The organism is Guptibacillus hwajinpoensis, assembly GCF_005144865.1.
Lineage (GTDB): Bacteria > Bacillota > Bacilli > Bacillales > Guptibacillaceae > Guptibacillus > Guptibacillus hwajinpoensis_A.
The window spans coordinates 151,200-165,327 of sequence record NZ_SWFM01000001.1 but is presented as its reverse complement, the minus strand read 5'-3'; the positions used below and the strand labels follow the sequence as shown (position 1 = coordinate 165,327).

The window sequence follows — 14,128 nt, the reverse complement described above, 5'->3', positions numbered from 1 at the left end:
TGAAGAAACTCGTCAAAATTTATTCGTTTTTTGTATTCGCTTACATAAAAAAGGAGGTACTTCAATGAACAAAAAATATAATAGTCACGATACAACTGAAGCATCTATACATACTGATTTTAAAAACAATATGACATACGGAGAGTATTTAAATCTTGATCAGATTCTTTCTGGTCAGAACCGCCTTTCAGAGCATCATGATGAAATGCTTTTTATTATAATTCATCAAGTAAGCGAACTCTGGATGAAGTTGATTCTCCACGAACTAAGAGGGGCGATTGAGTCAATTGAAAACAATGAACTTTCTACAGCTTTTAAGATGCTTGCTCGGGTGTCAAAAACACAGACGCAAATTATCCAAGCATGGGACGTGCTCTCCACGTTAACACCATCTGAATACATGGAATTCCGAGATTCACTTGGCCAGGCTTCAGGGTTTCAGTCGTATCAATACCGTATGATCGAATTTGCACTTGGATACAAAACTTCACACGTACTTAAAATTTATGAAAAGGATGAGGAACTTCATCAGCATTTATTAGAAGCCTACGAGGCTCCAAGTATTTATGACGTTGCCATTCAGGCCCTGTCAAAAGCAGGATTACCAATTGATGAGAATATACTTACGCGGGACGTAACCGTTACTTATGAGAAAAATGAGTCGGTGATGAAGGCATGGCTATCGGTTTACCGCGATGTTGAAACGCATTGGGATCTTTACGAACTCGCTGAAAAGCTCGTGGATATTGAGGACTGGCTTCAGCAGTGGCGTTTTCGCCATATGAAAACAGTTGAACGCATTATTGGGTTTAAAAAAGGAACAGGAGGATCATCGGGTGTAGGGTATCTAAAAAAAGTACTGGATCATCGCTTTTTCCCAGAGCTTTGGGATATTCGAACTGAACTATAAATGACAATAAAATCATTATGTTAACAAATTAAAAAAATAGACGCTGTGAATAGAGCGTCTATTTTTTTTAATTTAAGCCCCTTTTATAAAAAGATTACTAGCTAAGGATTCCTTTATTACGAAAAATCTTCTCAATCTCTTTAAACGAATTAACACCGATAAACGGCACCCCATTTTCCTTTAAAATATCTTGAAGTGCATCTTTTGCAAATGTAAGATCGGCTACTTTCGCAGGATGAGAGTCGGGTTCACTATCCCCAGCAAAGTAAACAAAATCATACTTTTCTTTCATTTCTTCTATGACCTTGGATTTGTCAATGCCATACCTTCTTGAATAATGTTTGTGGTTTTCATCAATTGAAAGGTGTACGTTTTGATTCTCGTAATAGCCTTTATTAGAAAAAACAGGCACATTATCAATACCATAGTGCAGAAGAATATGTTCAATGTAATAATCAGTACCCGCACTCAAAATATAAAAATCCCCGCCGCTCTGCTGAACAGTTTTTATAAATGAGGGAACGTGTTCATCAATAGGTAGTGATCGAATATCTTTAATTATTTGGTCTTCGTTTTGATCAATCGATTTAAATACCTTCTGCAGAAAATCAATATCCTGATATTCTCCAGCTTTCCACTTTTTATAGAGCTCCTGACCTTCTGGAAAATACGTTTCAATGACAAGCCAATAGAAATCCTTTTTCGATATGGTACCGTCAAAATCAGATACAAATGCCCAGTTCCCCATGAGATAGCCTCCTACTATTCGTTATCTTTTAGAATTGTAGCATGGTTCGCTATTGAAAAGAAATTAACGACATTTAGAACAATAACGTACAACCGCATTAAATTGTGTTAAAATGAATTTTAAAAAGTTAAACTATTCTTATTAATCAGAAGGAGTGCGAGAATGAGTAAAACAATCAGCAAAGTACAGGTAGAAGATGTCATTATCGCAAATCAAGTATTAAAGGAAGTTGTAGTGCCTACTCCACTGCAGCGTAACGAAATCCTTTCTGATCGATATAACAGCAATGTTTATTTAAAGCGTGAAGACCTTCAAAACGTAAGGTCTTTTAAGATAAGAGGCGCTTATAATCTTATTCACAGTTTGAATGAAGATGAAAAGGCCAATGGCATAGTGTGTGCTAGCGCAGGTAACCATGCGCAGGGTGTTGCTTTTTCTTGTAAGACGCTTGACATTAAAGGTCATATCTTTATGCCGGCAACTACACCTCGTCAGAAGGTTACTCAAGTAGAACTGTTTGGTGGATCAAATGTAGAAGTAATCTTAACTGGTGATACGTTTGATGACTCTTTTCAAACTGCTAAGAAGTTTTGTAACTCGAATGACAAGACATTTATACATCCATTCGACGATTACAGAACAATTGCAGGACAGGGAACAGTGGGATTAGAAATTATGAACGACATTGATGAAGTGGACTTTATGATGCTACCAATCGGAGGGGGAGGACTTGCATCTGGTGTTGGTTCATACGTTAAAAGCATTAGTCCTCATACACAAATTGTTGGAATTGAACCAGAGGGTGCCCCTGGTATGAAGAATTCTCTTGATCATGACGAGGTGCTGTCACTTGATTACATTGATAAATTTGTTGATGGGGCTGCCGTTAAGCAAGTTGGTAAGTTAACGCTTGATATTTGTAAACACATTCTTGACGATATCGTCCTTGTACCTGAAGGTAAGATTTGCACGACTATCCTTGAGTTATATAATCAAAATGCGATCGTAGCTGAACCAGCAGGTGCTATGTCAATTGCAGCGCTAGATTTTTATCGGGATCAGATTAAAGGGAAAAATGTTGTATGTGTAATTAGTGGTGGTAATAATGATATTAACCGGATGCAAGAAATTCAAGAGCGATCGCTCATATATGAAGGGTTAAAACATTATTTCATCGTCCATTTTCCACAGCGAGCAGGCGCATTGAAAGAGTTTATGGCAGATGTCCTCGGCCCAACTGATGATATTACCCGCTTTGAATATACGAAAAAGAATAATCGAGACCGTGGGCCTGTCCTTGCTGGAATTGAGTTGAAACAAAAAGAAGACTATGAACCATTAATTGATCGTATGAACCGTAAAGGCTTTTCATATATCGAAATCAATAAAGATCAAGACCTTTTTAACTTATTAATCTAAAACGCCCGAACAGGGCGTTTTTATCATAATCAGAGTATAATTGGGTCTCTTCTTTCTAAATGATAGATAGAAGTAGATTGTTCTAAAAAGAGGTGTAGCATGAAATTAAGTATTCTCGATCAAACACCACTCTATATAGGAGAAACGGTAGCTGATGCACTTCAAGCGTCAAAGGAACTTGCAGTACTTGCAGATAAGCTAGGCTACACAAGGTACTGGATTACAGAACACCATGACCTTAAACATGTAGCTTGTCCTGCACCAGAAATTCTCATTAGCTACCTTGGTGCACATACGAAACGAATTCGAATAGGTGCAGGAGCGATTCTACTGCCTCATTACAAACCTTATAAAGTAGCCGAAACTTTCAACACACTAGCTACTTTATTTCCTGGACGAATTGATCTAGGACTAGGGCGTGCCCCTGGTGGCTCTGCAGAAGCAACAACAGCCCTATCAGGACGATTTCTTGAAGAAGTTAGACGTATGCCAGAGAAAGTCGAAGAACTGCTTCGCTTCATGAGAAGGAGCTTCCCTCAGAATCATATGTACCATAGCTTAGATGCGGCACCTGTTCCTACCTTAGCACCTGAACCATGGTTACTGGGAACCGGAATGAAAAGCGCGAAGCTTGCAGCTAAAAATAAGATGTCTTACGCATTCGGATATTTTATGAGCGATAAAGACGGTAACGAGCTATTAGACACATATAGAAGTGAGTTTGTCGGAAGTAACCCATACACTTTACTTGCTGTATCTGTGATCTGTAGTGAAACAAAAGAGCGCGCAGAAGAACTTGCACATTGGGTTCATGTTTTGAATGACATTCAATCAAAGGGCGAGAAGAAATTACCAACTCTTGAAGAAGCAAAGGAAATCAACGTAGAACCTAATCCTTCTTCTAAGCTAATAGCAGGGACGATTGATGACGTTGTACAACAGTTAGAGGAGTTAAAGACTAACTATCAACCAGATGAGTTGATGATTACAACAATGATACCAAGTAGACGTGACCGTTTAAGCTCCTTTCAATTAATAGGTGAGGCGCTGATTCAACAGTAGATCTTTTTTCACTAATAACACAAAATCTGTTATGATAAAAGGTGGTTTTCTTGTTTTTCATATTGGTACATTCATATACAAGCAAGATAAACAAAAGAAACCACAGCTGTCGCTATGGATGACAGAGTTGTTCTACTATACAGGACGGATCAAGCTAGAAGAGGAGACCGTACATGACCCAATCATTACCTTTTGAAATTACAAAAGAAGATTCTTTCTTCGAAAAGCTCGGTGACTATATTGGGGATGTTTTCTATGACATCCTACCTGAACACGGTTATGAGCTACGTGATGAACAAATCTTCATGGCCTTTCAAATCGAACAGGCTTTTAAAAATAAAAGTGTCGTTTTCGCAGAAGCAGGCGTTGGAACAGGTAAAACGTTTGTTTATTTGCTTTACGCCATTTGCTACGCACGCTACACACGTAAACCAGCGATTATTTCATGTGCTGATGAAACGCTTATTGAGCAGCTCGTTAAAGAAGGCGGAGATATTGAGAAGCTTGAAAAAGCCCTCGGTTTAACCGTTGATGTAAGACTTGCGAAAGCAAGAGAGCAATATGTGTGCGTGAAGAAGCTTGATCATCTTGCTCATCGTACAGATGATGAAGATATTCTAAGCGTTCATGATGAAATACCAGAATTCGTATACGAGCCTGCAGCATCGATGAAATCTTTCAAACGCTACGGTGATCGTAAAGAGTATCCCTGGGTACCGAATGAAAAGTGGGAGCAAATTGCGTGGGATCCATTGCAGCAATGCTCTACATGTGATTGGCGACACCGCTGTGGTCAAACATTAAATCGAGAGTATTACCGTCATGCTAGTGATCTCATCATCTGTTCACATGATTTTTACATGGAACATATTTGGACAAAGGAGTCTCGTAAACGTGAAGGACAGCTCCCTTTGTTACCTGAAGCAAGTACAGTCGTCTTCGATGAAGGTCACCTTCTTGAATTTTCAGCACAAAAAGGATTAACTTATCGTTTTCATTCCGAAACACTCTCTAGCATTTTAACAGGGTATATGGATCAGGATGTTCGTGAAGAATCTTTAACACTTGTCGAAGATATTCTTGAACTGCACGATGAATGGTTTGCTCATCTAAGCAAATCTTCTAAAGCTGTGGAAGGGTCGGTACGTAAAGATGTGCCACGAACGGAAACGATGCTTTCAACTGCAAAGACGATCGCTGAAAAAGTCGACGCATTGCTGGAACAGCTCGTTTTTGATTCTGAACTTTATGTTATGGAAGATTACCATGTGAAAATCATGGAAGAATACCTTGAATTCTTTGCCTATGGGCTAAGAACGTTACTACAGGACGGACAAGGCATTCACTGGTTAGAGGAGACAGAAAACCAGACGTCTCTTGTGATCATGCCAAGACTTGTAGAAGATATTTTACGAAAGGAAGTTTTCTCGCAAAAAATCCCATTCGTCTTTTCTTCTGCAACACTGTCTCAAGCAGGTAACTTCTCATACACTGCAAGCAGCCTCGGTATTCAAAAATACGCTTCTTTCTCTGTTAATTCACCTTTTGATTATGAAACTCAAATGAAGATGAATGGAACAGTTTCAGAAAACGAAACCGAGAAGTGGGAAGCCATGGGTAAAGCCCTTAAAGAAAACAAAGGTCACTCCTTACTTTTATTCTCTTCGCTTGAAGAAATGAATCGTTTCCGTGACTGGGCAGATAGTCAGAGTTGGAACTTTGAGATGATCTATGAAGGTGACAGAGAGATTAGTGAAACAGTGAAACAGTTCCAGCGTGACCACTCAGCTGTGCTTTGTTCTTATCATCTTTGGGAAGGTCTAGATGTACCAGGTGAATCTCTTACCCAGGTATTAATTTCATCATTACCCTTCCCTCCAAACGATCCGGTTTTCCAAGCCAAGCGAAGTCATGCGTCGGATCCAATCGCTGAAGTTGACTTGCCATATATGCTACTCAGGCTTAGGCAGGGAATTGGACGATTGATCAGAAGTAGTGATGACCACGGTTCTGTTCGAATTTGGATGTCAAAAGACCAGGTTACGAAGTATGAAAAACAGGTCCAAGACGTTTTACCTTTACCAATAAACTGGACCTAATTTATAAGCTCTTTCTCTTTCGAGAAAGAGCTTTTTTGTTATGAAGTTGATATGATAACGAATGGGAGGGGTTACATGAAAACAAATTGGGAACGTCACAATCCTATTATCGAAATTCCTGTTGAAGCTATTCAATCAATTATTCGAAGCTATTCTAGTTACCACACTGTTCAGAACGTAACACTTCTTTCTGGTGGGTTAAGCCATACAAATTACAAGGTAAAGCTTGAAGGGGATTTCGTCGTTGTACGTGTGACCGGAAACTACGAGAGCCTATTAAAAGAAGAAACGCTTCACGCCACTTTACCAGGCAAAGTGAGGTCACCGCGTTTCTTACATCTAACAAAGTGGAGCGGGTATGGAGTAGGTATTCTGGAATGGAAAAAAGGATCCTTGCTTTATCAACATTTAACTGATTCTTCTCCGAATAACATGACCAGAATGGGGAAATCCATTGGTCAACAACTAGCAGCAATTCGAGAACTAACTTTTGATGCGTTTGGATTTTTAGACACGAATTTAACTGTTGCAGAAGAATTCCGCTTAACACCTGAAAACTTCATTTCAACAATTGAGTCTTTCTTTACAACTGGTTATGCATCCAAGTGGTTACCGAATGATGTAATTGATCAGATACATAGGTTTACGAGGGAGAACGCCCATCTATTTAAAGAAGATGAAAGTGGACCGAAACTTGTTCATGGTGATTTTAATGGTCTAAACCTCTTAATGAATGGATCAGATGTTAGCGCTGTACTAGACTGGGAGTTTGCTCTATCAGGAAGTATCTATTTTGATATTGGCAACATGCTTCGTTACCAGTATTCTCATATGTCATCATTTGAATCTGGTCTAATCACAGGCCTGAGCGAAGGCGGAATTACGTTAAGTGAAAATTGGAGAAAGTTAGCCAAGCTTGCAGATTTAGTATCTCTATGCAGTTTACTCAACCAAAAAGTTTGTGGAGAAAACCGTGTACAAGATATCCAAAGGCTAATTAATATTACATTAAATGACTCATGGAAATGAGAATGATTCTATAAAGGGAGAGTAGAGATGAGAATTGGATTTATTCGACATGGTAGCACATCATGGAACAAAGAGAAGAGAGCACAGGGAAGATCAGATATTCACCTTGATCATGGTGGCCGGAAAGACGCAGCAAAGCTCGCACAACATCTTGATCATGATAAATGGGATATCATTTTCTCGAGTCATTTAGCAAGAGCCAAACAAACAGCTGACATTATTGCTGAGAAGCTCGGGATTGATGTAATGATCGATCAACGCTTACGGGAAGCTGGAGGAGGTATGATCGAAGGAACAACAGAACAAGAACGTATTAACAAGTGGGGAGAGAGGTGGCGAGAGTTAGACCTTGGTATTGAAGCCGAAGAGCTTGTAGTGGCACGGGCAACAGAGGCTATCAACGAATTCCAGAGAACCTATCAGGATAAAAATATCTTAATTGTTAGTCACGGCTCCTTTTTGAGACACTTTTTTAAAGATGTATTACCCGCTCTTAATCACGATAGTCACCTCTATAATACATCGCTAACGATATTAGAGAAACAGGATGAAGGCTGGAAGCATGAGGTTTATAACTCAACGGCTCATCTGAATCAATAATTGAATTAAAAAAGGATTTCCAATTAATAGATAGAAATTGTTTCCTATAAGAGTTTGATAACGCTTGGAGGGAAGATTGATATGCTAGAAACGCTTAGAATTGGGGAAGACTTATCACTTGTTGACCTCTACGACTTAACGCTTGAAAAACGAACAGGAAGTTACATACTGCATGAACAAGAGCTCACCATCATTGAAACAAGTGCAACTCCCTCAATACCTTATTTAATCGAAGGGCTCAACGATCTTAATATTGAATTAAAGTCGATTAAGAATATTATCGTTACTCACATTCACCTGGATCATGCTGGAGGCGCTGGTTCCTTTCTTGAGAAGTGCCCAAACGCACGTGTTATTGTGCATCCAAAAGGCGCGCGTCATCTTTCTAATCCTGAACGTCTCATCCAAGGAGCAAAAGCAGTTTATGGGAGTAAATTTGATCAACTTTTTGATCCTATTGTGCCCATTCCTGAGGATCGCTTATTGGTGATGAATGATGGTGACACCTTACCAATTGGCCCCAACAGAACGCTAACGTTTTTGGATACACCGGGGCATGCCAAGCATCATTTTTCCATACATGATTCAAAGACGAATGGTGTCTTTGTAGGAGATACGGTGGGGGTTTATTACCCTCAGCTGGATTTCGAATTGTATCTGCCTTCCACATCACCGAATCAATTTGATCCTGAAGCAATGCTTGATTCAGCTGAAAAAATCTTTTCTTACCATCCCACTGCCATTTATTTTGGCCATTATGGTAAGTCCAACAATCCTCTTGAAGTATCTAGACAGCTTAAGCACTGGTTGACAGTTTTTCTTGATAAAACCGAAACAATAGTTGATCGATCAGAAGAGGATTCCTTTGATGAACAGTGCGATCTTTTAGCAGATGAGCTGTTACTCCTCGTTCAAACGAAGTTAGATGAGCATGATGTCCCAGAAGACCATGTTGTTTATAACTATATCAGCGTCGATTTAAAGGTGTGCGCGATGGGTCTTATAGATTACTATACAAAAACAGCAAACAAAACCTCTTAAGAATCGTCTTAAGAGGTTTATTAATGTAAAATTAGGTAAAATAATGTCCTTAACACACGAGCGAAGACATTAACAGATTTGTACAATCGCTATCCGTATTACAGAGAGTGAAGCATAAGTATTTTTTATGATATAGTGGATTGACAGGAATAAATTAGAAAGAACATATGTGGAGAGATGCTATGCTTAAGAATAAATCAACAATTAAATCCTTTCGATATATTTTCATCATGTATATGGGAACCATTCTTTTATTTGCAGCTCTTTACTTACTGCCAATCTCTCATATCGGTTCAATTCAAGTGATTGATGCCTTGTTCGTCTCAACAAGCGCGCTTAGTGTAACAGGGCTATCCGTTTTAAACATTTCTTCCGATTTCACAAGAATTGGTCAAGCGATGTTAATCATTGAAATGCAGCTTGGCGGTATTGGAATACTAGTACTCGTTAGTTATTTGTTTATGATGATGGGGAAAAAACTAACGTTGTCGAGCATGCTGTTAATCTCTAAAGACCAGAATCAAACGCAATTAAAAACAATTCGTTCATTAAGTCTTTCTGTATTAATGATTGCCTTAACAGTTGAAGCTATAGGTTTTGGGTTAATGTTCAATGGTATACATGAACAATCCAGTTCGCTTAAAGAAGCGATCTTTATCACGGTTTTTCACAGTGTAGCAAGTTTTACCAATGCCGGGTTTGATCTATTCGGAGATAGCTTAATTTCCTTTCAAGATAACTGGTTGCTTTTATTAACGTCTGCTACTATGATTTTTCTTGGAAGTCTTGGATTTCCGACCATAGTCGAATACATATTTGCATTTCGAAAGAAGAAAAGTTTATTTACAAAAGTGAACATTAGACTGCACAGTTCTTTATTTCTTTTCGGAACAGTCGTTTACTTCCTAATGGAGCATAATGGGGTATTTAGCCACCTCTCATTATTCAATAAACTCGTTAACATCATTTTCTTATCTGCAACATCAAGAAACGGTGGACTTACAACGGTTGATATCTCAACACTTAATATAACAACCATCTTAATTTTGATGAGTTTGATGTTTATCGGTGGTGCTTCTTCTAGTACAGGTGGAGGCTTACGTTTAACAACATTTACTGTATTAGTTGCTAAGATGGTATCTGTTGCACGATCGGAAGAAAATACAACATTGTTTAAGAAGACGATTTCTCAGGATTCGATTAACAAATCGTTTCTTATTTTATTAACTTTTATATTCTTATTCGGTTTCTCAACCATTTTTCTTTCGATTTTTGAGACACAGGAAATCGAAATGGTTGCGTTCGAAGTTCTTTCAGCACTTACCAATACTGGTCTTTCGATGGGAATAACAGCAGAACTCGCTAGCATTTCTAAATTACTTCTATGTATATTAATGATCATCGGACGAATTGGTGTCTTTAGTTTCATTTATGTTGTGTTCAAAATAGAAAAGTCACGAACGCGTTATTTAAAAGAGGATCTCGCTGTCGGTTAAGGAGTGGTCAATATGCGTAAGCAATTTTTGGTTATTGGAGCTGGACGATTCGCTAAAGGAATTATCCGAGAGTTATATGCTCAGAAATGTGATGTTGTTGTTTGTGATAAAGATGAAGGTCCACTAGAAGATGTTGATGATTATACAACGCATTCCATTGTAGGCGACCTTCGCGAAAATCGTGTCATGGATGACTTAAATGTGGATCAGTATGATGCCGTTTTTGTTGCTATTGGGACAGATGCGTATTCAGCGATTTTAATCACAAATCGTCTACGCGATCGTAATGCAAAGAAAATTATTACAAAAGCCGTTAGTCGTGAGATCGGCGAAATCTTGTCTAATTTAGGTGCAGATCAAGTCATCTACCCGGAAGAAGAAGCAGGTATGAAGGTTGCTAAGCAAATTACAATGCCAAATGTGCTTGAATACATCGAAATCACTAAGAATGTATCAGCAATTGAGGTTAAGGTACCTGATGAATTAGTTGGAAAAACGCTTTTTGACCTCGATTTTTCTAGAAAATATGAATTGAACGTATCGCTTATTCTTCGAAAGGATTCACCTATTTTAAGTCGCTATGCTGAAGTGGCATTTGAAAAAGGGGACGTCATTTTGATGGTTGGTGAAAACAAAAAAATCGACCAATTCAAACGGAAATTCTCTATTTAAAGTGAAAAGATAGTAGAGTGATTTGATATATTGCCTCGCATATTGTGCGGGGTTTTTTATATGTTTTCGAAAAAAATAAATTTTATTTGAATGCGTTTTCATTCCTTTAATGTAAGTAGGTATAGCCTCTGCAAAGTAATAGTGGCGGTGTCATAAAAGATGACAAGAATAAATTTTCTTGTTTATAATAAGTTTATTGAAATATTTTTAATATTTGGTTAGATGTCTCTATACAAAAAAGAAAGGTTGATTGTACATGGCTATGGATACAGAACGTTCGACACATCAGAGTCACCACGTTGCCCTAAGGCGTGACATTAGTATGCTTGGCAGCTTATTAGGTGACGTTTTAGTGCAGCATGGCGGCAAAGAACTTCTTGATATGGTTGAATCGATTCGTGAGAAGACGAAATCACTTAGACAGGAAGTAAGTCCTGAAATATCTCAGGAACTTAAAGATAAGATTCATACACTTAAACCACCAATGCGAAAACAAGTCATTCGTGCGTTTGCATTGTATTTTCATCTTGTAAATATTGCTGAACAAAACCACCGCATTAGAAGACGACGTGATTATCAGATGCTTGAAGAGGATCAATCACAACCTGGTTCGATTCCTCATGCAATCTCACTTCTCAAGAAAAATAATGTACCAGGTGAACTGATTGAAGATACACTTTCATCTCTTTCACTTGAACTAATTCTTACTGCACACCCAACAGAAGCAACAAGACGTTCCGTGCTTGAAATTCATAAGCGTATCGCAGTCTCGTTACAACAGTTGGACAACCCATTGCTTACGAAACGCGAGCAAAAAGGACTTAAAGAAGAGCTATTAAATGAAATTACCACACTATGGCAAACAGATGAGCTGCGCCATAAAAAGCCCACAGTGATGGATGAAGTTAACATGGGACTATTCTATTTTGAAGAAACCCTTTTTGAAGTTCTTCCACAGATTCACCAAGAACTTGAAGAGTGTCTTCATGAACACTATCCAGATGCAGAGTGGCGCATCCCGAACATCCTGAAATTCGGTTCATGGATTGGGGGAGATCGTGATGGTAACCCATTCGTCACACCTCAAGTAACATGGAACACACTTGAAAGACAGCGCGACGTTGTCCTTTCAAAATATAAAGAATCCATCAAGAACTTAATGCGAAAGTTAAGTCAATCCACCAATCGCATACCTATTTGTGGCGAACTTATTGCTTCAATCGAAAGAGATAAAGAAGCACTTCCTGAAGTGAAACAGTGGGGAGTTGCACATGAAGCTTATCGTATTAAACTTTCTTACGTATTAGAGAAGCTTAATCGCGTTAATTCTGATAACGGATACAGTGATGTAGAGAGTTTTATTGAGGACTTAAAACTCATCGCCAATAGCCTTCGACAACACCATCCAGAACGTTACCATTTCGCCGATCTTACTAAGCTGATACGTCAGGCGTCACTGTTTGGTTTTCATCTTGCTACTTTAGATATTCGAAATCATAGTGGTGAACATGAAGCAGCTATTTCAGAAGTATTTAAACGAGTAAACGTTGCTGATGACTATGCATCTCTACCTGAAAAAGAGAAGGTTAAATTACTTAGCAATGTGCTAGAAGATCCGAGACCTGTGCTCTCAACATACGAAGATTATTCTGAAAAGACGAGAAAAATCCTTGATATTTTCAACATGATTAAGAAAGCACATAACGAATTTGGTGTAAATTCAATTTCAGTATACTTAATCAGCATGACACAATCAGCAAGTGACTTGCTTGAAGTACTCGTTCTTGCTAAAGAAGCAAACATCTATCGCCTGCATTCAGATGGCAGCATTGAAAGCGATTTGAACATCGCTCCATTGCTTGAGACAATTGATGATTTAAAAGCGGGACCTTCCATTATGGAAACATTATTTGATCTTCCAGTGTACAAAAAACATCTAGAAAAGCTTGATAAAAGACAAGAAATCATGCTTGGGTATTCTGACGGAAGCAAAGACGGCGGTACGCTTACAGCAAACTGGAAGCTTTATGAAGCGCAACAAGAAATTAGTCGCCTTGCTTCTGAACGCAATTTGCGTCTGAAGTTCTTCCATGGACGAGGTGGTGCTCTTGGACGTGGTGGCGGTCCACTACGTAGAAGTTTATTATCACAGCCACCTGAAACGTACACAGCTGGGGTCAAGATTACCGAGCAAGGTGAAGTGTTATCTTCACGTTATCTTTTGTATGATATTGCCTATAGAAGTTTAGAACAAGCAACAACAACACTGCTAACGTCGGCTGTAACTGGAATTGAAAAAGATAACAGACAAGAGAAATGGCAGAAAGCAATGGAACAGATCTCTACAGTCTCCCTTAAGACTTACCAATCTCTCGTCTTTCAAGATGAAGGGTTTCTAGCCTACTTTAAACAGGGAACACCATTACCTGAGCTTAGTGCACTTAATATCGGCTCAAGACCAATGAGTCGAAAAGGGACAGATCACTTTGATGATCTTCGTGCCATTCCATGGGTATTTGCATGGACTCAGAGCCGTCAGTTGATGCCTGCTTGGTATGCATCAGGTACTGGTCTTACTGAATTTGCATCCACTGAAGACGGTTTAAGCACGCTTCAAGAAATGTATGAAAACTGGCCATTTTTTGCTTCTTTAATTGATAATCTGCAAATGGGCTTAATGAAGGCTGATTTAACAACAGCAGAAAAATATATGGATCTCATTGACGATCAGCAACTATCAAGTCGTATTTTCGGTAAAATTGTTGACGAATATCATCAGACAAAAGATGTTATTCTAACGATTACTGGTCAAGCAGAGCTTCTTGATGGTACACCAAATATTAAAGATTCCATTCGATTAAGAAACCCTTACGTAGATCCATTGAGTTCACTTCAAGTTGAGCTGATCTCAACTTATCGTGCTGATGGAAGTTCTGATGACGAATTACTGAAAGAAATTCTCCTTACTATTAATGGTATTGCAGCTGGTCTTCGAAACACTGGTTGATTTCCGAAAGGTTTCTCTCTATTGAGAGAAGCCTTTTTTGCTTAA

General features: G+C 38.7%; 11 protein-coding genes. 10 read left to right on the top strand and 1 reads right to left on the bottom strand.

The window, feature by feature from the left end; all coding sequences use genetic code 11:
- Positions 1-64 precede the first annotated feature (64 nt).
- A complete protein-coding gene (gene kynA, locus FBF83_RS00785; protein ID WP_136945256.1) occupies positions 65-910 on the top strand; it encodes a tryptophan 2,3-dioxygenase in 846 nt (281 codons plus the stop codon).
- Positions 911-1,007: 97 nt separating this feature from the next.
- On the opposite strand, the gene FBF83_RS00780 is transcribed toward kynA, so the two are convergent.
- Positions 1,008-1,658, bottom strand: coding sequence for an MtnX-like HAD-IB family phosphatase (locus tag FBF83_RS00780; RefSeq protein WP_136945255.1), 651 nt, complete (start codon positions 1,656-1,658; stop codon positions 1,008-1,010).
- Between the two features lie 162 nt (positions 1,659-1,820).
- On the opposite strand from FBF83_RS00780, the gene ilvA reads away from it, so the two are divergent.
- From ilvA to ppc, 9 genes are all read left to right on the top strand, one after another.
- Positions 1,821-3,077: a threonine ammonia-lyase IlvA gene (gene ilvA, locus FBF83_RS00775; protein WP_136945254.1), complete on the top strand. Its 1,257-nt coding sequence runs from the start codon at positions 1,821-1,823 to the stop codon at positions 3,075-3,077.
- 99 nt (positions 3,078-3,176) lie between these two features.
- Complete coding sequence (locus FBF83_RS00770; protein WP_136945253.1) at positions 3,177-4,139, top strand: LLM class flavin-dependent oxidoreductase; 963 nt, start codon at positions 3,177-3,179, stop codon at positions 4,137-4,139.
- A 173-nt stretch (positions 4,140-4,312) separates the two neighbouring features.
- Entirely contained in the window at positions 4,313-6,238 is a 1,926-nt protein-coding gene (locus FBF83_RS00765) for an ATP-dependent DNA helicase (protein ID WP_136945252.1), read from the top strand.
- 75 nt (positions 6,239-6,313) lie between these two features.
- Positions 6,314-7,267 (top strand): phosphotransferase family protein, encoded by a 954-nt coding sequence (locus FBF83_RS00760; protein WP_169525122.1) that lies wholly within the window; start codon positions 6,314-6,316, stop codon positions 7,265-7,267.
- Between the two features lie 27 nt (positions 7,268-7,294).
- Entirely contained in the window at positions 7,295-7,867 is a 573-nt protein-coding gene (locus FBF83_RS00755) for a histidine phosphatase family protein (RefSeq protein WP_136945250.1), read from the top strand.
- A gap of 81 nt (positions 7,868-7,948) precedes the next feature.
- Positions 7,949-8,908 carry an MBL fold metallo-hydrolase gene (locus FBF83_RS00750; protein WP_136945249.1) on the top strand — a complete coding sequence of 320 codons (960 nt, stop codon included), beginning with the start codon at positions 7,949-7,951 and terminating at the stop codon, positions 8,906-8,908.
- 182 nt (positions 8,909-9,090) lie between these two features.
- A complete protein-coding gene (locus tag FBF83_RS00745; protein WP_169525121.1) occupies positions 9,091-10,404 on the top strand; it encodes a TrkH family potassium uptake protein in 1,314 nt (437 codons plus the stop codon).
- A gap of 12 nt (positions 10,405-10,416) precedes the next feature.
- Positions 10,417-11,076 carry a potassium channel family protein gene (locus FBF83_RS00740; RefSeq protein WP_136945247.1) on the top strand — a complete coding sequence of 220 codons (660 nt, stop codon included), beginning with the start codon at positions 10,417-10,419 and terminating at the stop codon, positions 11,074-11,076.
- Positions 11,077-11,338: 262 nt separating this feature from the next.
- Positions 11,339-14,083, top strand: a complete 2,745-nt coding sequence (gene ppc, locus FBF83_RS00735) for a phosphoenolpyruvate carboxylase (protein ID WP_136946441.1) — start codon at positions 11,339-11,341, stop codon at positions 14,081-14,083.
- Positions 14,084-14,128 lie beyond the last annotated feature (45 nt).